Genomic DNA, 22,223 nt, shown 5'->3' with positions numbered 1-22,223 from the left:
TGCGGGGGCGCCGGTAGCCGTACTGGTGGGCGCGGCCAAGGTCGAGGTCGATGACCGGCCGGATGTGGAGGGGTCCGTGGTGAGTCACTGGCCGGCTCCGTACAGGTCGAATTCCTGGCCAGAGTTGGTGCACTGCTCACCGGTCTGCGGGTCCTTGTGGGGGTAGATCCGCTGCCCAGCACGGCCGACTGAGACGGGCCACCTCTGGCAGCCGGGGCAGGTGATCCGGGCGAGACGGGGGCGGGCCATCAGTGCCTCGCCTTCGGCCGGCGCAGCCCACGGAACGGGCGCACCTCGGTCGACCCGTCGGCCCGGCGGATCATCACGTTCTGCGGGGCGGTCGCCCGCAGGTGCAGGTGCGGGCCGTTGTCGAGGCGTTCGGCGCGGCGCTGTGGCCGCCACGCCACCAGGACGGTGACGGGCTCCCCGCGCAGCAGGTAGGTGGTGCCGGCGATCACGACAGCACCCCCACCGGCTCCGGGCGGGCGTCGTGCAGTTCGCCGTCGAGCAGCCGGCCGGCCTGCTTCAGGCCGACCTTCCACACCGCCTGCCACGCCCCGGTCACCGGCACCTCAGCCTCGGTGCGGACGGACTTGCCGGTCTCCCGGTTCACCCAGGCGTCGGGCTCTCGGTCCCAGTCCGGCGCCCACCCACCCGGGTAGGAGTCGTCGCGGACCTTCGGCCCGTACGGGGTGAACTCGCCGTTCTGCTTGTGGTGGAACGCCACCCCGGCGGCCTGGCACTGGTCACGCAACGACCGGAACCAGTCCGGGTGCGACGGCCGCGCCTTCGGCCCAGACTCGCCCTCGGTGATGACCCACTGGACCGGCCACACGCCTCGGCCCTCACACAGTCCGCAGTCCGCGTCCTGTTCCCCGCGTAGATTGGTGTGACCCGTCCACCCACCCCGACCGCGACATGCGGAGCAGGTCAGGTCGACCGGGCCGAGCAGCGGCGCGGCGGACACGAACCGCACGGCAGCCGGCAGCTCGGACAGGATCGGGATGCGCTGCTCGGCGAACCGCTGGTTCTCGGCGCTCACCCCGAGCCACACGTTGGACGGCCACGAGCGACCCCACGGCACCATGGCGGCGACGTTCTCCGGCCGCTTCGTCAGGAGCATCCACACCAGGGCGGGGGTCTGCTCGATCAGGTTCCACAGCCGGCGGCGGGCGTCGACCACGTCGGGGTGGTCCTCGAACACGTCGGCCATCGACGCGGCGAAGATGAACAGCGGCTTACCGGTGGCCAGGGCCTCCCGGTTCCACCGGCGCGGCGTCTGCCAGTACTTCTCCGACATCATGCGGCGGCGGGCCTTGCGGCCCCAGTGCTCGCCACCCCAGCGCTTGTCGGTGGCGCTGGCGTAGCAGTTGTGGGTGGCCACGCCCTCGGCGATAAACGTCCGCGTGCTGGTCTGGATGTCGACCAGCTCGCGCACAGGGCCACGGCGGATGCCGTTCACCTCCACGGACTGGCCGAACAGCCGCCGGCCGTAGAACCCCTCGCACTTGCGGGTGAGCGCCGGTGCGATCCGGGACAGGAACGCGACCTGCGTGTCCACACGGCCGTGCAGGCGGGCAGTGGGGCAGCCCTTGTGGTTCTCGCGCTTCATCGCGTAGCCGAGGTTCGCGGCGTACCGCTCGACGGCGGCCAGGGCCCCGTTGTCCTTCTTCTGCGCGATCCGCAGGAGCGTGTACTTGTCGGCCCGGCTGTAGGAGCCGTCGGTGTCGAACATGCCGGCGAGCCATCCGGCCTGCCAGTCCGGCGCGGACCGCTCGGCCAGCAGTTCCGCGATGCGCGCCAGCTTCGGGCGGCTACGCGTCTCGACCTTCAGCACCGGCTTGGCGCACGGGCCGCCGTTGAAGTCGCGGACCTCGACCTCGACTCCGAACCCCGCGAGGTAGTCCACGAGCCGGTCGAGGATGGCGCGGTCGTCGGCGTTCACCGCGACCCGCCAGTAGACCTGCGGGTGGTCACGCGCTGGCAGGTCCCAGGTGGCGTCCCAGCGCATGGTGCCGTCGCCCGTGGTGACCCCTGCGATGTAGCCCGCCCGGTAGTCCTCGCTGGACAGGTCGGGACCTTCCACGCCCCAGCCGAGCGTCTTCAGCGGCATCCCGAGGGTCAGCTCCTCGGTGGTCTTCCAGGTCGGGCGGGCCTGGTCGGTCAGCCACCGATGCTCGGCGCTCGCAACGATCACGCGGTCGCCCACGGTCAGCTCGACGGTGGGCTGCTCGGTACGCCACACGGCCTCGACCACGGCGGGCTCGATCACCCGGTTGACGCCCAACGCGGGCGTCTCGGTGAACCCGACGAGCACGTCGCCGACCTTCACGTCCCCAATCGGTCGCCAGGTCATGTCGGCGTACAGGACCCGGGTCGCCGGGTCCAGGCAGAACCGGCACGCGGGGCTGACTTTCGAGCACCCCCACCACGGGTTGAATGTGTGGTCCGCCCACGAGATCCCGGTGTTCTCAGCCACGGGCCATCCCCGTCAGGTCGTGGTACCGGCCGGCGAGGACGTCGGCGGCGAGCTGCTGCACCGTGGCCAGCAGCGCCGACGTGGACACCGCGTCAGGGCTTGCGTCGCGGATCTGCTCCAACGCGGCCCGGAACGCGTCCACGTCCCCGACCGGCTTGCGCGGCCGGCGGATGCCGTTCAGCTCGGCACTGATCCGCCCGGACAGCAGGTCGACCGGCCGCCACACGGCCACGTCGGCGCCACCGGCCGCGAGCATGTCCATCCACCGCTGCTGCTCGACGCTGACAACCCCGTCGGTGGCCTTGAACTCGCGGAACAGCTGACCCCCGGGGCCGGCGAACACGGAGTCGAGGAACCCCTTCGCGCCGCTGCCCTGCGCGGCGGTGACGTACCGGCCGGGCCGGATCTGCGCCGGCAGCGGGTGGTAGGCGAGGATGCCGAGCCGCTGCGCCAGGTCGAATGCCTTGCCCAACAGCTCGTCCTCCTCCCGGTTCCGGGTCGGGGCGGCGGCAGGGGAGCGGCGCTGCTTCGGGGAGGCCGCCCGGAGGGCCGGGGCCGTCACGCTGGCACCTGCTCGCTGGCGTGGGCCTTCACCGCGGCGGCCAGCCGTTCGCAGCGGTCGCCGAACTCCAACACGGTGCGGTAGGGGGCGCTCCACGCCTGAGCGGCCTCAACGACCTGCCGGGCCCTGTCCAGCTCGGCGGTCAGTCGCTCGATCTCGACGCGGGCGGCGTCCAGCTCGGTGTTGCTGCTGCCGTCGTGCCAGAGCAGGTCGATCCCGGCCGTGCGGATCAGCTCGACGACCTCGTCCGCAAGGGTCGCGTCGATCTCGGCCGTGTCGTACGCCTGCCCGATGTGCGCCCAGACCTCGCCCGGAGTGATGCTGCGGGCGTTGCCGCACATGATGTCGGCAGCGATGACGCGTGGGTCGAGGCTGGTCACCGGACGGCCTCCGGCGCGGGTTCGGTCAGGCCGGCGCAGCCCATCCGCAGCAGGTTCGCGTGGACGATCGCCGTCGACTGCTCGGCCGTCTCGGTCGGCTCCGCCGCCACGGGAACGGCGGCAACCAGGACCGCCTCGTACCCGGCGGACCTCGCCACATCCAGCGCCGCGCTGCCGGCCGCCTGGTCGGGGTGGACCTCGCCGTCCCAGTTGTCGCACCAGCGGTCGTTCTCGCGGATGAGGACGATGAACCCGGCCGGCTTGGCGGCCTCGGCCGCGTCCTCGGCGATCGCCCAGTCGTGGCGGCCGTCGTGGTCCGGCCGGAACCGGCACGGCTGCGTGTGGACCGGCCGCCCGTCGGTGCCGTTCGGCCAGCCGGTGCCGACCTCCCCGCACGCCCAGCCGATCGGCCACTCCCGGGGGTCGCCCGCGTTGACGGCGTCGACCAGGTCCCGGCAGGCCAAGGCCAGCAGCTCGTCCGCGTGCTCGGACTCGGCGTCGGCGTTCGGGTCCTCCTCGCGGGCGTACCGGTCGGCCGCGATCACCCGCAGGGTCGCCTTCTCGACCTCCGTCTGCGGCGCGTACGTCGTCTCGTCCATGCGGGTCCTCCTCAGAAGTCGTGGATGCAGTGCTGGCAGAAAGTGATCCGGCTCGGCCGACGGAACAGCGACCGCAGCAGGAACCAGGGGGCGAGGACCCGCGCGAACGGCGGCGGGGTGAACGGCAGGAAGACGTCATCGCCGCCGTGGAAGCCCTTGACGGTGATGCCGCCCTTCGGCCGCCGAATGTCAACGGCGAAGATCCGGGCGGACTGGTTGATGTACCGCCGCCACAGCTCGAAGGCCGTGCGGTAGACGTGGCCGCATTCGACGCAGACGATGTACGCCCTGTCGTCGGGCTCGTCGATGTTGTGGCTGTAGCAGTGCTGCCCGAGGCACCGATCGGTCGGCTCGTGCTGGGTGCTCACGTTCACGAGGCCACCGCCGGCGCCTGGCGGGTCCACTGGCCGTCAGCGGTCAGCCACACCCGCCCGTACTGGTAGTGGTCGACGGGCATCAGCGCCGGGTTCTCGCTCTGCCGGATAGCCCACCCGCCGTCGCGGGCCGCGGTCCGGTACGACTCGACCCAGCCGTGGCACAGCGTCGTGGCCGATCCGCACAGCAGGATCAAGTTGGGCGACTGGTTGGTGTCCGGTCGCGCGTCGCGTCCCTGCCGGGCCCGGCGGTGCTGCACTGACCAGTCGCGGCCCCGTTCCCCGCCGAGGACGTACCGGCCGCAGCGCACGCAGCACCCCTGGTCCCGGCCGACGACGACCTGCATTGTCGCCGCGTCGGGGCCGGTGTCGGCGGGCTTCGTCACCCGCAGCGTCGGCTTCCGGTCGAGGCCGGCGGCGCGGCCGAGCGGCGCAGCCCGGTTGACCAGCGTCGAGAACGGGCGCGGGTTACCGGCGGCGGCCACCTCAGCGCGACGCTTCGCCGACATCGGGGACAGGGGCGTCCGCTTCACGGCTGCGGTACCTCGGCCACCGTCGGCAGCTCCAACGGCCGTGTGCCGGCGGCGATCTCGTCGGCGAGCTGGCCGATGAGCGCCTTGGTGTCCCGGCTGGCGGTCAGCGAGATGGACCCGAACGTGCCGCCCGGCCGCCATTCCACGCCGGGGATCTCCTCGCCCTGCGGGTCGCAGGCGGGGGCGCCGCGGCTCACGACGCCCTCGAAGAACTGGCCCTGCCAGGCGGGGCGGACCCGCTGGATCGTCTCGACCTCGGTGGGGTACCGCTTGGCGACCCAGGCCAGGAACGCCGGCTCGTCCACGACCGCGACCGACGGCTTGGACGTCGACCCGGACGCGGTGATGCCGGGTGCCTTCCAGCTCGGCACGATGCCCTGGTCGGCGTATTCCCTCTCCGCATCGGCGTTGAGGCTGCGGCGCAGGGCCCTCGCCAGTTGATCGCAGGCGAACAGAGCGTGGATCTTCTCGGCCCGGTTCATGCCGCCGCCCGATCCAACTCGGCCGCCGCCTGCTCACCCTGCGGACCGGGGACAGCGTTCACGTCCTCGTGCGGGCGTACGTGCACCGGGGCGTGCGGGTTCTCGTCGGCGGCACCCTCACGGTGCACGCCCCGCCGATGCTGGTCCATCGCTTGCGCCACCTCCGCGGGCCGGCCGTTGGCCGGGGCGTCGGGCATCTGCGGCTTCCGCTGGTTGATCAGCGCGAACAGGATTCGCTGCTCGGCCTCGGTGATCTGGCCGTCCTCCAACGCGGGGCCGATCTTGTCGTACGCCTGGCGGAGCTGGGCCGTCGACTCGGCCGCCTCGATAGCCAGCTCGATCACGGCCGCCGCGTCCGACAGCGGGGCGTCGCTGCCGGCGACCATCGGCACAATCTCCCGGGCACCCGAGGCAGTCGGCTCCCAGCCGTACCGCTCGAAGATCAGCTTTTCCAGGGTGAACCCCGGCAACCCGCGCTCCGGGTCGACACCCGGCCGGACACCGTTCTCCACCGCGCGCAGCTTGATGAGCTTCGGGTTGCCGTCACGCGTCATCCGCACCCAGATCGGCATGGCCGAGGTGAACGACTTCTGGCCGGCGACCTTCCACGTCGTCTTGCCGCTGACCGGCTTGCCGTCCTTGAAGGCGGTGACCTCCTCACCCCGGGACAGCAGGATGACGATGCCCTCGGTCGTGAGGAACTGCGTCATGAGCTTCCGCCAACGGGCGGTCGCGTCGTTCCAGAAGTTGCTGGTGATCTCGATTTCGGCGTTCGGGTTCTCGGCGAGCTTCGCCCGGTTCGCGCGGGTGCTGCGGGCCCGGTTGTCGGCCCACTCGCTGAGCATGTCCCAGATCGCCCCGGACTGGTCGACCACCAGGACCGGCGGCTTCTCGCGGGCGGCTGCCGCGCGGGCGGCCTCCTCCTTGAAGTCGCGGGCCGCCCGGTACAGGGCGGCGTAGTCCCACACCTTGTCGCGGTTGTCGGGAACCACGATCTCGTAGCGCGCGCCGGGGATCTTGCCGTACTGGTCCGCGGTCGTTTCGTCGCCCAGTTCGATCCAGTAGGTGCGGCCGACCCGGTCCGAGGCAGACAGCAGGGCAGCGGTCCAGCTCCGGCCGGACCCCGTCTCGCCTTCCAGCAGGACGACGGGTGGTGGAACGAGCCCGGTGGGCGGGCGGGTGATCAGTGCCATGTGGTGGTGCTCCTTACCGGTTGCGCTGCGGCTGGTGAGAGCCGGTTGATCAGTGGTCTTGGGCGGTGACGGCCGGCCCGTCGGAGACGGTCGGTGCGGGCGTGATGCCGGCGGGCGTGCTGCCGGCGGGCCCGGCCGTCACCGCGGTCACTCGCCGGACTCGGCCGAGTCGGGGTGCTCGCGGTGCACGAGGGTCATCGGTCCGCGCTGAGCGAGCAGCCGCCCCGCCTCGTACGAGGCGAAGCGGTCCACCTGGCGTGCGTCGGCCGGGGTGAACACCGTCTCCAGGCGGGGGAACTCGTGGCCGGACTCGCGGAGGGAGACGAACCAGAGCAAGTTGTCGTTGTCGCGCCACATGTCGCCGTGCCGCGGCGGCCAATCGGCGGGGGCGACCCGCGCGACCGTGACTCCTGCGCGGGTGGGGTTGATCGTGATGAACCCGGTGATTTCGCCGGGCTTCGTGCCGGGCAGGTTGACGGCCAGGACATCGGGCTTCGCCTCGGCGACGATGGCGTGCTCGATGGTGATGTCGACGAGTTCGCCGGGCTTGAAGTCGGTCATGCATTCCTCCTGGTGAGCGGGCGGCTTGGTTGACCTCTGACACCCCCGACACTACCGATATTCCTCAGGACTTTCTAGGAAATGTCGTAATGAATTCCTGAGAAATGTGTCAGGGTGGGCCGTCACTCGACCGCCGCGCACCCCGCTCCGCCGCCCTGCCCAGCAGCCACAGCCCTCGCACCAGCGCGCCCGCGCCGAGCCAGAACGCGGAAACACCGACACCCGGGATCGGGCCCGACACGTCCACCACCAGCCCGCCCACCAGCAGCACCAGGCCGACGCCCAACAGGTCCGCGCAGTTCACCGGCCACCCCCGATCGCGTGGGCGCACCGCTGGCACATCGGCAGCCGGGCCACCAGCTCGTACTCCGCCTGGCCGCCCGTGCCCCGCCACTCGGACGCCGGCAACAGCCCCACCCCGCACACGGCGACGGCGTCCCTCGAATGCCGCAGGGCGTGCTTCACCCGCCCGGCCGGCGTGTACCGCCACTCGACGCCGCTCACCGCCGGCCACCCCCGACCGGGGCCTCGACCGGGCCGTCCGGCCCGGCCACAACCCTCAGGTGGAGTTGCCGTGCCAGGTCCAGCCCATCGGCGATGCCCCGCGCCCGGATCGCCCCGTTGTAGTCGTGGTCGTTCCACGCCCTGTCCGCGTCGCGGCGGTGCTCCCGCTCCGCGGCCGTCACCGCGCGGGCCAGGTCCAGCCACGGGAACCGTGCCGGTGCACCGTCGAGCAGGTCGGCGATGCCCACGCCGAGCGCCGTAGCCAGCCGCGCCAGGGTGGTGACCCCGACGTCGCCCTGCCGCCTCGCCTCGATGTTCGTCACCGACGTGCGGCTCAGGCCGATCGCGTCGGCGAGCTGCTGCTGGGTCCACCCGCAGGCGGAGCGCAGGGTCCGTACGCGCTGCCCGAGCAGCACCAGCAGGTCACCGTCAGGCATGGCCGTTACCCCCGGCCGGGGGTTCGTCGTGCCAGCCGCACACGCACCCGGCGCGGCCGGACGGCCGGCGGTGGATGTGCTTCCACGCGCGGAACGGGCAGCCGGGCAGCAGGCCGGGGCCGGGAACGTGCTCGACCGCCGACACGTACCCGTGCCAGCCGCGGAAGGCCCGCAGCGCCACCAGGTCGCCGCAGGCCAGGCACGCCCCCACCGAGCCGTGCGCCGGCCCGGCAGGCCGCTCGTACAGGTCCCACGACCGGGAGCCGGGGCAGCGGGGCGGGGCCAGCCAGCGCGGGGAGAACGTCAACGCGGGCAGGGTCGCGGGCACCTCGTCCTGGCCGGCGCCGAGGGCGCGGCCGACGCAGGTGCCGCACACCGGCTGACCGTCCGGTGTCTCGTCGGCACGCAGCACCGGCTGGTCGGCCTGGTCGAACATGGCCGGCCCGCACCACAGCGTCCACACCAGCCGCTCCGGGTACTGCACAGCGGCCCGGGGACGATGCCACATCCCGTTGCGTGGGCCCCGCAGGTAGCGGGGCCCACTGGTCAGCGGAACGGTGCCGGGGGAGCGGTAGGAGCCGCCGGTGACCGGCGGGAGCAGCGCGACGGGCATCAGCCACCACCCCCGGCCGGAACGGCGGTGGCCTCACGCCGCCAGCGCAGGAAGTTCCCCAGGTAGACGGGGCCGTAGACGAACGCGCCCAGCAGGAAACCCCACTGCCGCGTCACGACCGCGTACGCCACCCACAACACCTGCGCGCCGACGCCGACCGCCCACCCCCACGGGTTGCGGCGGCCCGCCAGCCACAGCCCGAACACGCCCACGCCGGTGAGCACCCACGACCACGTCTGGTCAGCCACGGGACGCTCCCCGCTGGCCGGGGATCCCGTCGGCCCGGCCGACGGTCGGCGTCAGCCGCATCGCGCCGTCGAGGCCAGGCAGGGTGCCCGTGCTGTCCGGTGCCGGGCGCGGCACCGGCGCGACGCCGCGCGTCACCCGCCGCACCACACGCACAGGCCGGTGCCGGCCAGCCGGGTGCGGAGTGAGGGCCTGCTGGCGGGCGATCGCCCGACGACGGGTGCTCCGCCGGGCCCGCGCCTGCTCACCGATGACGTGCCACAGCAGCCCGCCGCCGACCGCCAGCAGGACCACGCCGATCACGTAGCTACCGGGCGCGTGGTTCACCATGAACTCGATCACGGCCGCACCCGCCGATCCGCGCGGTGCCGGCCTCGGCGCGGCCGGGCCGGCGCAGGCTCGGGCGCCGGGAGGGGCACCGTGTCCACGGCGTCCTCCGACAGCAGGTCGGCCAGGCCAACTGGCGGCCCAAACAGCACGGTCTCGGTGCTCAGCGCGCGAAGACGCGACCAGGGTGTGACCACGGTGTGTCCTCTCTGGTCAGGCGGCCGACGGGAAGGCGGGCCGGGGCGCGGACGGGCTCTCGTAGGTGCGGCCCAACCGCGACTGGTGGCCGGTGCCGTTGGTTGGCCACGGGGCCGCCGGCCGCAGCCGGGGTGCGCCCTGGCCGGTTGTCTCGGCAGGTTGGGGCCAGCAGACGGGGCAGGGCCGGCAGCCCATGCCGATCGCCAGCGCGGCCAGCTCGGGCCAGGTCAGCTCGATCTGCTCCTGGCCGCAGCCGGCGATGTGGGGCAGCGCCCCGGGCCGGTGGAACGCGCTGCCGGCGGTGGCGGTGCGGGGCACCACGACGGTGTCGAGGAAGCTGAGGCCGGGCGGCAGGCAGGTCTTCACCGCTGCACCACCATCTGGATGACCCAGGCGACGGCCAGGCCGAGGAGCGCCAGCAGGGCAACGAATGGGCCGTAGTCGAGCAGGGCGTCGCGTACCGCGGACCGTTCGTCGCCGTCGCCGTCGCCGTCGCCGTCGTGGTCGCGGTCGATGTCGAGTTCGAGCGGCTGCACTGCGGCCGGCGTGGCAGGCAGGAACTTCGTGCCGACGCGGCGGCGCTTCGGGGCGCTCACCGGTCACCAGCCAGGGTGCGGGCGAGGGCGATGTCCTCGGCCACGGCGAACCGGCACGCCAGCTCGTCGGGGTCGGCGGTGCCGTAGGTGGCGCGCAGGTCAGCGGTCGTGCGGGGCTCGCCGGTCGGCTCGTACCCGCGCACCCAGTTGTCGTCGAGGATGTCCCCCGGCAGGGTGACGACGGTTTCGTCCGTCACGGCTGTGCCCGGTACGGTGATGGTCATCGGACCAGCTCCCTTCGGTGGTGGTTCGTGAGCCCCCGAGCCGGGTCAGGTCCGGCAGCGGGCGGGAAGAACGGGCGGACGCCGGCCAGGGCGTCCGCCCTTCCGTCATCCAGGGGCCGTGTGCGTGGTGGGGGTGGGGGCGTCGCTGGCCCTCACCGGCTGCGGCACCCCCACCCCCTCTGTGGGTGTGTGGCTTGCGCCTGCCCCGACCGCCGCGAACCGGTCGTGACTTCGCACCGCTGCGGGGGTCGTTGCGGCGGTGCCTAGCCGGGCGTTCGGCTTCACCTGCACCCGGCCGGGGCAGCCGGCCGTCCGCTTGTGGCTGGGCCGCGGTACGCGCGGCCGGGTGCAGGTGGTCTGGGCCCGGACCGGCGACGCCGACGCAGCCGGTCCGGGCTCCGGCCGGACGGCCGGAGTCGTGGTGGGGGAGAGGCCGGTCACGCGACGGCCCTTCCGGGGCGTTGCGTTCCGGCCGCCCTGCTGCGCTTGACGGCGGAGCGGCGGGCGAGTTCGGCCATGTCGGCGCGCAGGAGCGCGTCACGGAGGCGGGCACGCTCGACCTCGTCGGTGATCTCCGAGGGGATCTGCGCGTCGTAGCGGGCCATGCGGGCGGCCTGGGCGGCGGCCTTGCGGCCCGCCTCGTTGGTGCGCCGGGCGGCGCGGCGGAGCCCGCCGACCTTGCCGATCTGCTGGTGGTGGCGGCTGACCTCACTCACCGGCGCTCACCCGCTCGAACATGCGGCTGATGGGCCAGCCGGCAACGTCGGAGAGGTGCTGGGCCTCGGACATTCGGATGTCGTAGAGGCCGTTGCGCAGTCGCCACCAAGTCATGCGTGAGGGGAAGCCCAGGCGGGCTCCCAGCTCGTCGGTGGAGCTGATGCCGGTAACCCGCTTCAGGCGGCGTAGTGCCTGGTCGGTGAGGCGCCAGCGGGCGCGGGCATCAGTGGTGATGCCCCGCTCTAGCGTCTGCGTATCAGCCATGATGCCCACTTTGCACGTATCAGCACTGATACGCAAGAGGTCACACGCCGTGTACGCCGATCGGGGAGTTTTCAACTCTATAGTTACCCGGGTGAATGCGGCTAGCTGGGGAGCGACAGCCCTTACGGTGGGCAGCGCCGGGTATCACGCGCGATACGTACCTGTGGTGTTACATGACAGGGGCTCCGGCCGGCCGTATGGTGCACCTGTGAACGGGGGCGAGCAGGGCACCGAGAACCCCCTCGTGCGCCTCGGCCGCCTCATCCGCGAAGCCCGCGCCGACCTCGGCTGGACCCAGGACGAACTGGCCGACGCCAGCGGCGTCAGCCGGCCCACCATTCAGCGCTACGAAAACGCCAAGGTCCCCGCGCCCGAGTTCGACAAGGTCCGCGCGATCGTCCAGGCGTTGAAGGTCGACGCCCGGGAAGTCCCCGTCGCCCTCGGCATCGTCACCCGCGACGAGATGGGCCTACCCCCGGAGCGGGTCCGGACCCGCCGCTTCGACGCGACCACCGAGGACATCCTGGTGATGCTCGAAGACCCCCGCTACACCGACGCGGAAAAGCTCGCCCTCCGCGAGCTGCTGCGCGCCCAGCTCGCCGGCCGCCCGGGGCCCGGCGGCCAGTCGTCGGCCGAAGCAGTCTGAGCGCGGGGGAGGGGTGCCGGGATGGCCTGCCAGCGAGCACTCGCTTACGCGTTTCTCGCACACCCAGCAGTGCAGGTCCCGCGCTCACGCTTAGTCGCTCGGGGCGCTTCTCCTTACAAGCGAGGGGTCGCAGGTTCGAAACCTGCCGCGCCCACCCTTCGTCACCAGCCGAAATCGCCTCGGGAAGATCACTCCCCGGGGCGGTGACAGCAGTAGCGGCTACGAGAGCCGTCCGTACACTCCTCCGCGTGACACTGCCGCCGTACGACCGTGGAGTGCTCGCTGCGCAGCGCGGGGCCTTCGAGGAGGCTCGTGAGCAGTTGGAGCTGGCCGGGCCCGATGACCGGGCGCTGCTGCTTCTGGGCCAGCTGGCCAGCAGCGGGCAGGGCGAGCCAGCGGATCCGTTGAGGGCTCGCGGACTGTACGAGCGCGCGGCCGAGTTGGGCAACGCCGAGGCGGCTCACAACCTCGGGGTGCTTTACGCCACCGGCCGGGGGGTCGTACAGGACCATTCGGCGGCGCTGCGGTGGTATCAGCGTTCGGCCGAGCTGGGCGGCGTGCCTGCGCTTCGGATGGTCGGGCTGATGTACGGCACCGGTCAGGGTGTGCCCGTGGACCATGGCGAGGCGGAGCGACACTGGCGAATGGCTGCCGCCGCTGGAGAGGCGCAGGCGCTGCACGATCTGGGCACCCTCTTCGCGTACCACAAGGTGGACCTGCCGGAGGCTGCGTTCTGGTACCTGGAGGCCGCCAAGGCGGGCATCGAGATGGCCGAGCGGGAACTGACTCTTCTCGCGCCGAAGCTGCGCATGCTGGCTTCGGTAGACCGCCGGGCGCGCACGATGCTCGGCGTGATCCGCGCCTTCCATCTCGGAGATCCGGCCGGAGGCGTGAAACTACTGACCGTATCGGCGGATGACGGGGACCCGGTCGCCCAGCGCACGCTCGCGTACCTTGTCCAGCACGGCATCGGCACGACACAGGACGATGCTCGGGCGACCGCTCTCTACCAGTCCGCAGCCAAGGGAGGGGACGCATTTGCCGCATTCAACCTGGGTGTGCTGTCCGGTGGGTCTGACGAGGCGGTGCACTGGTTACGCCAAGCGGCCGAGGCCGGGATCACCGAGGCGTATCCACGGCTGGGTGACCGACTCAGCGAGCGTGACCTCGACGAGGAGGCGCTGCAGTGGTACGTGCGCGGCGCCGAGGCCGGCGACAAGGGCAGCATGTTCGCGGCGGCCTGCTGGTACCGCGACGGATTCGGCGGACCGGTCGACCTTGTGCAAGCACTTCGGTGGTACCTCGCCATGCTGAACGTCAGCAGCGGAGACGGCATCCACGAAGCACACGCGATCGTGCCACGAATGACCGCCGATGAAATTCACGAGGCGGGCCGGCTCTCGGGACGGCTGCTGGAGGCGGACCTCTTCGTACAGCGGCAGGCTTCCTCAAGCGCAGCCTCTGATTGACCTGACGCTGTCGGTCACCACGCCCCGCATCCCGGAGTTCATCTCTGCGCTCAAGACCCGACCCAGTGTCACGCGGTTCTGATACCGATGCCCAACTGTCAGGGTCGCGGCTCTGGGATCTGTCTCAACTTCCGGCGTGTTTGATCTTGTGGCAAGATTCGCCGGATGCTGCGACTCACCGACTTCATCATCGACTGCCCGGACACGATGGCGCTGGCAGCCTTCTATTCGGAGGTGACGGGCCGCCCGGTCAAGGAGGGCAGCCACGGTGACTGGGCCGGTATCCGGTTCGGCGAGATCGAACTGGCCTTCATCCGGGTGGAGGACTACCGCGCCCCGCAGTGGCCCGACAGCGAGCACCCCAAGCAGTTCCATCTCGACTTCGAAGTCGACGACATCGAGGCCGAACAGAGCCGCGTCCTGGCCCTCGGCGCGACCCTGCGGCAGGACTCCGTCGGCCCCGACGGCTACGGCTGGCGCGTCTACACCGACCCCGTCGGCCACCCGTTCTGCCTCTGCCGCAACAAGGGTGTCACCTGGACCGAGCAGGGCCCCATCTGGTCCAAGAGCGAGTAGCGCTGCCGTCCGCACGAGCTAGCGGATCTGTCGGCGGTTGGACTCCTGCCGGACCGCCTCCGTGAGATCCCGCCAGGTCCCAGCCGAGGTCTTCCTCATCCGGTCGACCATCGACCGGGCGGAGGCTTCAGCGGTGAAGTCGTGCATCATCGACAGCCTGTTGCGGCCGTACCCTCCATGTTCGGCCTACGCGGCGACGCGGACGATCGCGGCGACCGACCGGTCCACGTCCTCCTCGGTCGTGGTCGCGTTCGACACCGAGATCCGCATGAATCGTCGTCCCCGCCAGGTCGTACCGCCCGCCCAACAGGTGCCGTCGGCCTGCACCGCCGCCACCACCTGGTCGGTGCGCGCGTCGTCGCCGAAGCTGACCAGCACCTGGTTGAGGACCACCTCGTTCGCCACCTCGAACCCCGCCGAGGTCAGAGACTCGGCGAATCGGCGGGCGAGCGCGCAGCAGCGATCGACCAGTGCCGCGACCCCGTCGCTGCCCAGCTCCCGCAGCCCCGCCCACACGGCGAACCCGCGCGCCCGGCGCGAGGACTCGGCGGTCAGCTCCGCGCCCACCGGTACACCGCCGGAACCGACGAGGTACGCGGCGGTGTAGGACATCGCCGCCGCGTGCACGTCGGGGTGCGCGCAGAACGCGAAGGCCGAGTCGTACGGGATGTTCAGCCACTTGTGGCCGTCGCAGGCCCACGAGTCCGCCAGGTCCAGCCCGTCCACCAGGTGCCGGGTGGCGGGGCTCGCACCGGCCCACAGCCCGAACGCCCCGTCCACATGCACCCACCCGCCGTGCCGGTGGACCAGCTCGCACGCCTCCCGCAGCTGGTCGCAGGCGCCGGTGTTCACGTTGCCGGACTGAAGGCACACGATGGTGGGGCCGGGGGAGCCGGCGCGCAGCACCTCCCGCAATCCTGCGAGGTCGATGGCACCGTTCGGGTCGGCGGGCACCGGCTCCACCACGTCCGTCCCGAGGCCGAGCAGGCGCAGCGACCGGTCGATGGTCGCGTGCCGCTCGTCCCCGGCGATCACCCGGATCCGTGGCGCACCGAGCAGCCCGCGCCGTTCCACGTCCCAGCCCGCATCCGCCAGCACCCGGTGTCGGGCGGCGGCCAGCCCGACCGTGTTGGCCGCCTGACATCCGGTGACGAAACCGACCGATGCCCACGCCGGGATCCCCAGCAGCTGCTTCAACCAGGCGCCGGCGGCAGCCTCGGCCGCGACAGCGGCCGGCGACGTGACGGCGTTCGTCGCGAGCTGGTCCCAACCGGCGGCGACGATGTCGGCCGCGGTTGCCGCCGGCAACGCACCGCCGACCACGAAACCGAAGTACCGCGGGCCGGCGCTGGCGACCAGACCGGGCTCGGCCGCGGCGAGCAGGTCCGCCAGCACCTGCTCCGGGGGAGAGGGGGCGGAGGGCAACGGCCCGGCGAACGCGTCGACCAGCGCGGCGTCGTCCAGGGGCGCTCCGACCGGCCGGTCCGGCAACGACCGGCGGTAATCGGCTGCGTGGTCAGCGGCTGCGCGGAACAGCCGGCTCGGATCCTCCACCGGCGCACCCTATACCCGGGCCACCGGTCGGAACCTCGGTCATCGCCGCCCGGTCCCGCTGCACGACGACGGTGACGGTACCGCCAGGCCAACGCGGCGTGCTACGGCCAGCCCCGGGGCCGCCGCTGCTCGCGGGGTGTCGCGCCGCGTGTCCGCGTGTCGCCTCCGACGGGTCGGCGGGCGGGGCGCGCGAGGCGTAACGTTCCGAAGCGCTGTGCCGGACCACCGCGGGAGGTCGACAACGCCATGACGGACACGCACACGCTGGAGACCGACGGGGCCGACCTCGTCTACGACGTGCACGGCCCGCTGCCGACGGCCGACGGACGCCCGCCGCTGTTCCTGATCGGCCAGCCGATGGACGCCAGCGGCTTCACGGCGCTGGTCTCGCACCTGCCCGAGCGAACGGTGGTCACCTACGACCCCCGCGGTCTGGGCCGCAGCCGCCGCCGGGACGGCCGGACCGACCACGACCCGACCGTCCAGGCCGCCGACGTGCACGCGATCATCGAGGCGTTGGGGGTCGGGCCGGTCGAGTTGTTCGGCAGCAGTGGCGGGGCGGTGACCGCGCTGGCGCTGGTGGCGGCCTTTCCCCACGACGTGACGACGCTGGTGGCGCACGAACCGCCACTCATTCCGGTGCTGCCCGACGCCGAGGCCGCCGAGCGCGCTCGCGCCGCCGTGCGGGACGCGTACGAGGCCGGGGGCCGGAATGCCGGCATGGCGGCCTTCATCGCCATGACGTCGTGGCGGGGCGAGTTCACCGACGACTACTTCGCGAAGCCCGTGCCGGATCCGGGCCAGTTCGGCATGCCGAGCGAGGACGACGGCTCCCGGGACGACCCTCTGCTGTCGGACCGGTCCTGGGCGGTCAGCAGCTACCGTCCCGAGCGTGACGCCCTGGTCGAGGCGCCGACCCGCATCGTGGTCGCGGTGGGCGAGGAGTCGGGGGACATCTTCACCGGCCGCACGTCGGTGGCCGCCGCCGCCGAACTGTTCGGCCGGCAGCCGACCGTGTTCCCCAGTCACCACGGCGGCTTCCTCGACGCGGAGTCCGGATATCCGGGTCAGCCCGAGGCGTTCGCGCGCCGGCTGCGCGCCGTGCTCGACGGCGAGGACTGAGACCGGGGGCCCGCCCGCCGGGTGGATACCGCCGTTCCGCGATCCAGTGTGGATCAGCGTCGGGTCGCGGTCAGGTCGTCGAGCAGGGCGGCGACCCGGCCGCGGATGTCGTCGCGGATCTCGCGTACGACCTCGATGGGCTGGCCGGCCGGGTCGGCCAGTTTCCAGTCCTCGTACCGCTTGCCGGGGAAGACGGGGCAGGCGTCCCCGCAGCCCATGCTGACGATGACGTCGCTGGCGCCCGCCGTGTCGTGGTCGAGCAGCGCGGGTGCGGCGCCGGTGATGTCGATGCCGACCTCGCGCATGGCGTCGACGGCGACCGGGTTGATCCGGTCGGCGGGCTCGGTGCCGGCGGAGCGTACCTCGACGGTGTCGCCGGCGAGGTGGCGTAGCCAGCCGGCAGCCATCTGGGAGCGCCCGGCGTTGTGGACGCAGAGGAACAGGACGCGGGGTTTGTCGGTCATGGTGGCCTTCCGCTCAGGCGACGACGGGGCTGCGGCGTTCGATGAGGGTCACGTCGCGCCAGACGCCGTGGTGGCGGCCGATGCGCTGGCGGGTGCCGACGACGCGGAAGCCGCAGGTGGCGTGCAGCGCGAGGCTGGCGACGTTCTCCGGGAAGACGCCGGACTGGATGGTCCAGATCCCGGCGTGCTCGGTGGAGGTGATCAGCGCGTCCAGCAGGGCCCGCCCGACGCCCCGGCCGCGCGCGTCGGGGTGCACGTAGACGGAGTGCTCGACCACGCCCGCGTACACGCAGCGGTCCGACACGGGTGAGCAGGCGATCCAGCCGAGGACGCGGCCGGCCGTGTCGACGGCGACCCAGCGGTGACCGGGCATCCGGGTCGTGGTGAAGCTCTGCCACGTGGGCGGTTCGGTCTCGAAGGTGGCGTTGCCGGTGGCGATGCCGAGCCGGTAGATGTCCAGGACGGCGTCGGCGTGCGCGTCGGTCATGGCGGTGATCGTGATGCCGGTGGACGTGACGGTCATGGGCGTGCGGTCTCCTCGGCCAGCGGGGGTACGACGACGGCATCGGCCGCGCGTTCGGGGTGGGGGTACCAGGCGGCGATCGCGGCGACGGCGACCAGGCCGCCCACGAGTTGGGCGGCCACGAAGCCGGGCACCGACGACGGGGCGATGCCGGCGAACGTGTCGGTGAACGCCCGGCCGACGGTGACGGCCGGGTTGGCGAACGAGGTGGACGACGTGAACCAGTAGGCGGCGCCGATGTAGGCGCCGACGGCGGCGGACGCGGCGGCGGTACGGCCGCTGCGGGCGAGGGCCACGATGAGGACGACCAGGCCGGCGGTGGCGACCACCTCGGCCAGCAACAGGTTCCCGCCGGTGCGCGGGGTCGATGCCCAGGCGACGGGCGACAGGTCGAACATCACGTTCGCCAGGACGGCTCCGGCGATCGCGCCGGCCACCTGCGCGACCGCGTACCCGGCGAGGTCCGGCCCGGTGAGGCCGGTGCCGGCGCGACGGCCGAGCCACCAGTCGACGGCGGAGACCACGGGGTTGAGGTGGGCTCCGGAGACGGGCCCGACCATCAGGATGAGCGCGCCCAGGGCGAACGCGGTGGCGATCGCGTTCTCCAGCAGCTGGAGCCCCACGTCGCCGGGGGAGAGCCGGGCGGCGGTGATCCCGGAGCCGACGACGGCGGTGACCAGCAGCGCGGTGCCGGCGAACTCGGCCGAGGCGCGCCGCGCCAGGGTGCGGCTCACGCGTCCGCCGACGTGGCGGCGGGTACGTCGAGCAGGGCGCCGAGCTGCCGGAACACCTCGGGTCGGACCCGGTACCACACCCACGTGCCGCGGCGCTCGGCGTCGACCAGACCGGTCTCGCGCAGCACCTTCAGGTGGTGGGAGATGGTCGGGCCGGACACGTCGAACGCCGGGGTCAGGTCGCAGACGCAGATCTCGGGCACCGAGGCGATCATCGACATCAGGCGCAGCCGGATCGGGTCGCCGAGGGCCTTGAACATCGGCGCGACCACCGCGGCCTGCTCGGCGTCCATGGGTCGGACGGCGATGGGCGAGCAGCAGGCGACCGCTTGGAGGTCCACCACCGGCAGGCTCTGTTTCGACATTTCTCTAGCTTGACAGACGTCGAAACAGGGTGCAACAGTGAGGCCTGCTTCGATAATCGTCTAGACAAGGGGGAAACGATGTCCCGTGTCCAGCTCGCCCTGCGGGTGTCCGACCTGGAGGGCTCCGTCGCCTTCTACGCGAAGCTCTTCGGCGTCGAGCCGGCCAAGCGCCGTCCCGGCTACGCCAACTTCGCGGTCGAGAACCCGCCGCTGAAGCTCGTCCTGATCGAGGGCGAGCCCGACCGGCCCACCGTGATGGACCACCTGGGCGTCGAGGTGTTCGACACCGACGACGTCACCGCCGCCACGCGGCGCCTCACCGACGCCGGTCTCGTCACGCTCGAGGAGAACGACACCGAGTGCTGCTACGCCCTCCAGGACAAGGTCTGGGTGCGCGGCCCCGGCGACGAGCCCTGGGAGGTCTACACCGTCAAGGCCGACGCCGACACGCTCGCCAAGGCGGGCACCGAGGAGTGCCGCTGCGGCGAGGCGGACGGGGCCGGGACGGACGAGACGGCGGCCAGCGGAACCGCGCCGGCCTGCTGCTGACGGCGAGGGGCGCGCCCGCCCGGCGGACGACGCCGCCGGGCGGGCACCCGCGCCGTCCGCCCGTCCGCCCGCCGTCCAGGCTCGGAGGCCGAGCGGTGGCGAGGGCGGCAGCCGAACGCCGGCGGCCGAGCGGCGGCGACCGGGGGTTGGCGGGACGCGTACCCGCCGGCAGACTCCGATCGTGGGAGAGACGCCGAACTTCCTTCGCCCCTTCGTCCTGACCCCGCGCGAGTGCCACCGCGAGCGGGAGGCGAACGTCGACTGGTACGTCCCGGAGGGTGGGCAGCCCCGGCCCGCGGTGGTCGTCGTCCACGGCGGGCCCCTACCCCCCGACCTCGAACCCGGGCCGCGCGACTGGCCCGTCTACCGCGGTTACGGCAACCTGCTCGCCTCGCTCGGCCTGGTCGCGGCCGTCGTCGAACACCGGCTGGGCGTCGTCGCCGCACCGGACGGGAGGGTCGTCGACTACCCCCTGGCCGCGCGGGACGTGGCCTCCGCTGTGAACCGGGTGCGCGCCGACCCACGCGTCGACGCTGAACGGACCGCCCTCTGGTTCTTCTCCGGCGGGGGCCTGCTGAGCAGCCCCTGGCTCCGCGAGCGGCCGGCCTGGCTACGGGCCGTCGCGTTGACGTATCCGCTGCTGGCGCCGCTGCCGGGCTGGCGGGTCGACCCCGTGTTCGACCCGGCCGCGGCGATCGGCGGGACGGGGGCACCCGTACCGCCGTTGCTGCTGACCCGGGTCGGCCGGGAGCGCGACGAGGTGGCCGGGACCGTGACGGCGTTCCTCCGCGCGGCGGACGACAGCGGTGTGCCGGTGGAGGTGCTCGACGTGCCGGACGGGCAGCACGGGTTCGACATGCTGGACCACACCGAGCAGTCCAGGGGCGCGGTCGAGCAGGCGGCCACCTGGGTCGCGGGGCGACTGGCCCGGTGACCGCCGGTGGCGGGAGCGGGGTCAGCCGTGCACCAGGTACCGGGCGGCCGAGGCGATGTGGTCGCCGTCGATGCCCGCCCAGGCGAGCTGCTCCTTGCTCGACCCGGACCCCGGCATACCGCGTACGGCGAGGTGGACGAGGGACGGCGTGGTCCGCCCCTCGGCGATCAGGCTGTCCTTGACGGCGGAGCCGAGGCCACCCTCGGCGCGGTGGTCCTCGGCGACCACGATCCGGCCGGTGTCGGCCGCCGCGGCGGCGATCGCCGCGCCGTCGATCGGCTTGACCGAGTAGCAGTCGACCACCCTGGCCCGGATCCCCTCGCCGGCCAGCACGTCGGCGGCCGCGAGGCAGGCGTGGAGGGTGACACCGGCGCCGATGAGCGTCACCTCGTCCTGGTCGGACGCGCGGAGCGTCTTGGACCCGCCGACCGGGAAGCTCTCCCCGGCCGGATAGAGCACCGGGTACTTGCCGCGGGTGGTGCGCAGGTAGCTGATGCCGGGGAGGACGGCCATCGCCTCGGTGAGGGCCACCGTGCTGGTGGCGTCGCTCGGGTAGAGCACGGTCGAGCCGTCCACCGCCCGCATCATGGCGAGATCCTCGAGGCCCATCTGCGACGGCCCGTCGGGGCCGATCTCGACGCCGGCGTGGGAACCGACCAGGGACAGGTCGACACCCGAGACGGCGCCCATCCGGATGAAGTCGTACGCCCGGGTGAGGAACGCGGCGAAGGTGGACGCGAAGGGACGGTAGCCGCGGACGGCCAGCCCGGTCGCCGCCGCGACCATCTGCTGCTCGGCGATGAACATCTCGAAGTACCGGTCGGGGTGGGCGCGGGCGAACTCGAAGGCGTACGTCGAGTTGCTGACCTCGCCGTCGAGCGCCACGACGCGCGGGTTCCGGGCGCCCAGCGCCACCAGCGCGTCCCCGTACGCCTTGCGGGTGGGCACCTTCGCGCCCAGGTCGTAGCGGGCCGGCGTCGGCGGTTCGGTCGGTTGGGTCGTGACGGGGCGGGCCGCCGGGTCGCTGGTGGGGCTGGAACCGTCGGCGGAGGACGGCTCGGGCCGTGGCCCCCGTACGGTCAGGTGGCGTTCGCCGCCGAGTTCGCGGACGGCGCGTTCGGCCATGTCGGGCGGGAACGGTTTGCCGTGCCAGTCGTTGCTGTCCTCGACCTCGGAGAATCCCCGCCCCTTCACGGTGCGGGCCAGGATCACCGTGGGGCGGTCCGCGCTCCGGTCCTCGGCGGTGGTCATGGCCTCGTCGATGGCGGCCACGTCGTGCCCGTCGACGACCAGCACCCGGGTGCCGAACGCCTCGGCCCGGCGGGCGTACGCGTCGACGTCCCAGCCCAGCTCGGTGGGGCCGCGCTGACCGAGGCGGTTGACGTCGACCATGGTCACGAGGTTCGCGAGCCGGTAGTAGGCGGCCTTGTCCAGCGCCTCCCAGATGGAACCCTCGGCCATCTCGCTGTCGCCGCAGAGCACCCACACGCGGTAGGGCTGCTTGTCGAGGTACTTCCCGGCGAGGGCGATGCCGACGCCGTCGGGCAGCCCCTGACCGAGCGAGCCCGTGGCGACGTCGACCCAGGGCAGTGCCGGCGTGGGGTGGCCCTGAAGGCGCTGCCCGAACCGGCGGTAGCCCTGCATCAGCTCGTCGTCCGAGATCACCCCGACGGCCTTGAACAGCGAGTACAGCAGCGGGGAGGCGTGACCCTTGGAGAGGATGAGGTGGTCGTTCGCCGGTGAGCGGGGGTCGTCCCAGTCGTAGCGCAGGTGACGGGTCACCAGCACGGCGAACAGGTCGGCGGCGGACATGCCGGAGGTCGGGTGGCCGGACCCGGCACTGGTGCTGGAGCGGACCGAATCCACCCGCAACTGGGCGGCCAGCTCGCCGGCGGTGTCGAGGCCGATGGTGGCGGTGGGCGCGGTGAGGGTCACGGTGCCTCCTGTTGCGGCGCGTACCGGATGCTGCCGCGGCGCTTACCCCCGACGGCCCCGATC

General features: G+C 72.6%; 33 protein-coding genes. 6 read left to right on the top strand and 27 right to left on the bottom strand.

The genetic code is table 11. The features are described from left to right. Positions 1-248 precede the first annotated feature (248 nt). The 21 genes from D7193_RS15095 to D7193_RS14990 all read right to left on the bottom strand — a co-directional run bounded on the left by D7193_RS15095 (position 249) and on the right by D7193_RS14990 (position 11,289). Positions 249-458, bottom strand: coding sequence for a hypothetical protein (locus D7193_RS15095; RefSeq protein WP_120780098.1), 210 nt, complete (start codon positions 456-458; stop codon positions 249-251). Continuing rightward, positions 455-2,479 (bottom strand): DUF5131 family protein, encoded by a 2,025-nt coding sequence (locus tag D7193_RS33930; protein ID WP_206611904.1) that lies wholly within the window; start codon positions 2,477-2,479, stop codon positions 455-457. The genes D7193_RS15095 and D7193_RS33930 overlap by 4 nt, the downstream gene beginning before the upstream one ends. Next, a complete protein-coding gene (locus tag D7193_RS15080; RefSeq protein ID WP_120780097.1) occupies positions 2,472-3,041 on the bottom strand; it encodes a hypothetical protein in 570 nt (189 codons plus the stop codon). Before D7193_RS15080 ends, D7193_RS33930 begins: the two co-directional genes overlap by 8 nt. After that, positions 3,038-3,421: a hypothetical protein gene (locus D7193_RS15075; protein ID WP_120780096.1), complete on the bottom strand. Its 384-nt coding sequence runs from the start codon at positions 3,419-3,421 to the stop codon at positions 3,038-3,040. Before D7193_RS15075 ends, D7193_RS15080 begins: the two co-directional genes overlap by 4 nt. Further along, a complete protein-coding gene (locus D7193_RS15070) occupies positions 3,418-4,020 on the bottom strand; it encodes a hypothetical protein (protein WP_120780095.1) in 603 nt (200 codons plus the stop codon). The genes D7193_RS15075 and D7193_RS15070 overlap by 4 nt, the downstream gene beginning before the upstream one ends. Before the next feature lie 11 nt (positions 4,021-4,031). After that, positions 4,032-4,388: a hypothetical protein gene (locus D7193_RS15065; RefSeq protein ID WP_206611903.1), complete on the bottom strand. Its 357-nt coding sequence runs from the start codon at positions 4,386-4,388 to the stop codon at positions 4,032-4,034. Positions 4,389-4,390: 2 nt separating this feature from the next. After that, positions 4,391-4,927, bottom strand: coding sequence for a hypothetical protein (locus D7193_RS15060; RefSeq protein WP_147434388.1), 537 nt, complete (start codon positions 4,925-4,927; stop codon positions 4,391-4,393). Beyond that, on the bottom strand, positions 4,924-5,409 hold the full coding sequence (locus tag D7193_RS15055; RefSeq protein ID WP_120780092.1) for a hypothetical protein: 486 nt from the start codon (positions 5,407-5,409) through the stop codon (positions 4,924-4,926). The genes D7193_RS15060 and D7193_RS15055 overlap by 4 nt, the downstream gene beginning before the upstream one ends. Beyond that, positions 5,406-6,602: a P-loop NTPase family protein gene (locus D7193_RS15050; RefSeq protein ID WP_120780091.1), complete on the bottom strand. Its 1,197-nt coding sequence runs from the start codon at positions 6,600-6,602 to the stop codon at positions 5,406-5,408. The genes D7193_RS15055 and D7193_RS15050 overlap by 4 nt, the downstream gene beginning before the upstream one ends. A gap of 147 nt (positions 6,603-6,749) precedes the next feature. Next, positions 6,750-7,163, bottom strand: coding sequence for a hypothetical protein (locus tag D7193_RS15045; RefSeq protein ID WP_120780090.1), 414 nt, complete (start codon positions 7,161-7,163; stop codon positions 6,750-6,752). A gap of 109 nt (positions 7,164-7,272) precedes the next feature. Continuing rightward, the gene (locus tag D7193_RS15040; RefSeq protein WP_120780089.1) at positions 7,273-7,467 is read right to left on the bottom strand and encodes a hypothetical protein; all 195 of its coding nucleotides are present in this window, start codon (positions 7,465-7,467) and stop codon (positions 7,273-7,275) included. Further along, positions 7,464-7,667, bottom strand: coding sequence for a hypothetical protein (locus D7193_RS15035; RefSeq protein ID WP_120780088.1), 204 nt, complete (start codon positions 7,665-7,667; stop codon positions 7,464-7,466). The genes D7193_RS15040 and D7193_RS15035 overlap by 4 nt, the downstream gene beginning before the upstream one ends. Then, the gene (locus D7193_RS15030) at positions 7,664-8,104 is read right to left on the bottom strand and encodes a helix-turn-helix domain-containing protein (protein ID WP_120780087.1); all 441 of its coding nucleotides are present in this window, start codon (positions 8,102-8,104) and stop codon (positions 7,664-7,666) included. The genes D7193_RS15035 and D7193_RS15030 overlap by 4 nt, the downstream gene beginning before the upstream one ends. Continuing rightward, on the bottom strand, positions 8,097-8,717 hold the full coding sequence (locus tag D7193_RS15025) for a hypothetical protein (RefSeq protein WP_120780086.1): 621 nt from the start codon (positions 8,715-8,717) through the stop codon (positions 8,097-8,099). Before D7193_RS15025 ends, D7193_RS15030 begins: the two co-directional genes overlap by 8 nt. After that, on the bottom strand, positions 8,717-8,965 hold the full coding sequence (locus D7193_RS15020) for a hypothetical protein (RefSeq protein ID WP_120780085.1): 249 nt from the start codon (positions 8,963-8,965) through the stop codon (positions 8,717-8,719). The genes D7193_RS15025 and D7193_RS15020 overlap by 1 nt, the downstream gene beginning before the upstream one ends. After that, positions 8,958-9,305, bottom strand: a complete 348-nt coding sequence (locus D7193_RS15015) for a hypothetical protein (protein WP_120780084.1) — start codon at positions 9,303-9,305, stop codon at positions 8,958-8,960. Before D7193_RS15015 ends, D7193_RS15020 begins: the two co-directional genes overlap by 8 nt. A 198-nt stretch (positions 9,306-9,503) precedes the next feature. Next, positions 9,504-9,854: a hypothetical protein gene (locus tag D7193_RS15010; RefSeq protein ID WP_120780083.1), complete on the bottom strand. Its 351-nt coding sequence runs from the start codon at positions 9,852-9,854 to the stop codon at positions 9,504-9,506. Beyond that, positions 9,851-10,084 carry a hypothetical protein gene (locus D7193_RS15005; RefSeq protein ID WP_120780082.1) on the bottom strand — a complete coding sequence of 78 codons (234 nt, stop codon included), beginning with the start codon at positions 10,082-10,084 and terminating at the stop codon, positions 9,851-9,853. The genes D7193_RS15010 and D7193_RS15005 overlap by 4 nt, the downstream gene beginning before the upstream one ends. Next, on the bottom strand, positions 10,081-10,308 hold the full coding sequence (locus tag D7193_RS15000) for a hypothetical protein (RefSeq protein ID WP_120780081.1): 228 nt from the start codon (positions 10,306-10,308) through the stop codon (positions 10,081-10,083). The genes D7193_RS15005 and D7193_RS15000 overlap by 4 nt, the downstream gene beginning before the upstream one ends. A gap of 437 nt (positions 10,309-10,745) precedes the next feature. Continuing rightward, positions 10,746-11,024, bottom strand: coding sequence for a hypothetical protein (locus D7193_RS14995; RefSeq protein WP_120780080.1), 279 nt, complete (start codon positions 11,022-11,024; stop codon positions 10,746-10,748). Continuing rightward, positions 11,017-11,289, bottom strand: a complete 273-nt coding sequence (locus tag D7193_RS14990) for a hypothetical protein (RefSeq protein WP_147434387.1) — start codon at positions 11,287-11,289, stop codon at positions 11,017-11,019. The genes D7193_RS14995 and D7193_RS14990 overlap by 8 nt, the downstream gene beginning before the upstream one ends. Positions 11,290-11,497: 208 nt before the next feature. On the opposite strand from D7193_RS14990, the gene D7193_RS14985 reads away from it, so the two are divergent. The 3 genes from D7193_RS14985 (at position 11,498) to D7193_RS14975 (ending at position 13,980) form a co-directional block, all read left to right on the top strand. Further along, positions 11,498-11,935 carry a helix-turn-helix transcriptional regulator gene (locus D7193_RS14985; RefSeq protein ID WP_187356257.1) on the top strand — a complete coding sequence of 146 codons (438 nt, stop codon included), beginning with the start codon at positions 11,498-11,500 and terminating at the stop codon, positions 11,933-11,935. 248 nt (positions 11,936-12,183) lie between these two features. Then, positions 12,184-13,404, top strand: a complete 1,221-nt coding sequence (locus D7193_RS14980) for a tetratricopeptide repeat protein (RefSeq protein WP_147434386.1) — start codon at positions 12,184-12,186, stop codon at positions 13,402-13,404. Between the two features lie 165 nt (positions 13,405-13,569). Then, the gene (locus tag D7193_RS14975) at positions 13,570-13,980 is read left to right on the top strand and encodes a VOC family protein (RefSeq protein ID WP_120780076.1); all 411 of its coding nucleotides are present in this window, start codon (positions 13,570-13,572) and stop codon (positions 13,978-13,980) included. A gap of 186 nt (positions 13,981-14,166) precedes the next feature. Here D7193_RS14975 and D7193_RS14970 read toward each other — a convergent pair whose 3' ends face one another. Further along, a complete protein-coding gene (locus D7193_RS14970; protein ID WP_120780075.1) occupies positions 14,167-15,534 on the bottom strand; it encodes a pyridoxal phosphate-dependent decarboxylase family protein in 1,368 nt (455 codons plus the stop codon). Between the two features lie 246 nt (positions 15,535-15,780). On the opposite strand from D7193_RS14970, the gene D7193_RS14965 reads away from it, so the two are divergent. Further along, positions 15,781-16,656 (top strand): alpha/beta fold hydrolase, encoded by an 876-nt coding sequence (locus D7193_RS14965; RefSeq protein ID WP_120780074.1) that lies wholly within the window; start codon positions 15,781-15,783, stop codon positions 16,654-16,656. A 53-nt stretch (positions 16,657-16,709) separates the two neighbouring features. Here the strand turns inward: D7193_RS14965 and D7193_RS14960 are convergent, their stop codons facing one another. From D7193_RS14960 to D7193_RS14945, 4 genes are read right to left on the bottom strand one after another with little or no spacing between them, the layout of a single operon-like run. After that, positions 16,710-17,120: an arsenate reductase ArsC gene (locus tag D7193_RS14960; RefSeq protein WP_120780073.1), complete on the bottom strand. Its 411-nt coding sequence runs from the start codon at positions 17,118-17,120 to the stop codon at positions 16,710-16,712. Between the two features lie 13 nt (positions 17,121-17,133). After that, positions 17,134-17,643, bottom strand: coding sequence for a GNAT family N-acetyltransferase (locus D7193_RS14955; RefSeq protein ID WP_120780072.1), 510 nt, complete (start codon positions 17,641-17,643; stop codon positions 17,134-17,136). Continuing rightward, positions 17,640-18,377: an aquaporin gene (locus D7193_RS14950; RefSeq protein ID WP_120780071.1), complete on the bottom strand. Its 738-nt coding sequence runs from the start codon at positions 18,375-18,377 to the stop codon at positions 17,640-17,642. The genes D7193_RS14955 and D7193_RS14950 overlap by 4 nt, the downstream gene beginning before the upstream one ends. Continuing rightward, entirely contained in the window at positions 18,374-18,742 is a 369-nt protein-coding gene (locus tag D7193_RS14945) for an ArsR/SmtB family transcription factor (RefSeq protein WP_120780070.1), read from the bottom strand. The genes D7193_RS14950 and D7193_RS14945 overlap by 4 nt, the downstream gene beginning before the upstream one ends. A gap of 78 nt (positions 18,743-18,820) precedes the next feature. Between D7193_RS14945 and D7193_RS14940 the strand changes: the two genes are divergently transcribed. Both D7193_RS14940 and D7193_RS14935 read left to right on the top strand, forming a co-directional pair. Further along, positions 18,821-19,291 carry an ArsI/CadI family heavy metal resistance metalloenzyme gene (locus D7193_RS14940; RefSeq protein WP_120780069.1) on the top strand — a complete coding sequence of 157 codons (471 nt, stop codon included), beginning with the start codon at positions 18,821-18,823 and terminating at the stop codon, positions 19,289-19,291. Positions 19,292-19,472: 181 nt separating this feature from the next. After that, on the top strand, positions 19,473-20,225 hold the full coding sequence (locus tag D7193_RS14935) for an alpha/beta hydrolase (RefSeq protein WP_120780068.1): 753 nt from the start codon (positions 19,473-19,475) through the stop codon (positions 20,223-20,225). Positions 20,226-20,246: 21 nt separating this feature from the next. On the opposite strand, the gene D7193_RS14930 is transcribed toward D7193_RS14935, so the two are convergent. Further along, positions 20,247-22,160 (bottom strand): transketolase, encoded by a 1,914-nt coding sequence (locus D7193_RS14930; RefSeq protein ID WP_120780067.1) that lies wholly within the window; start codon positions 22,158-22,160, stop codon positions 20,247-20,249. Positions 22,161-22,223 lie beyond the last annotated feature (63 nt).

Origin of the sequence: Micromonospora costi (genome assembly GCF_003626655.1) — a bacterium.
Taxonomy (GTDB): Bacteria; Actinomycetota; Actinomycetes; order Mycobacteriales; family Micromonosporaceae; genus Micromonospora; species Micromonospora costi.
The sequence above is the reverse complement of the archived record's forward strand: the minus strand, read 5'-3'. Positions and strand labels throughout refer to the sequence as shown.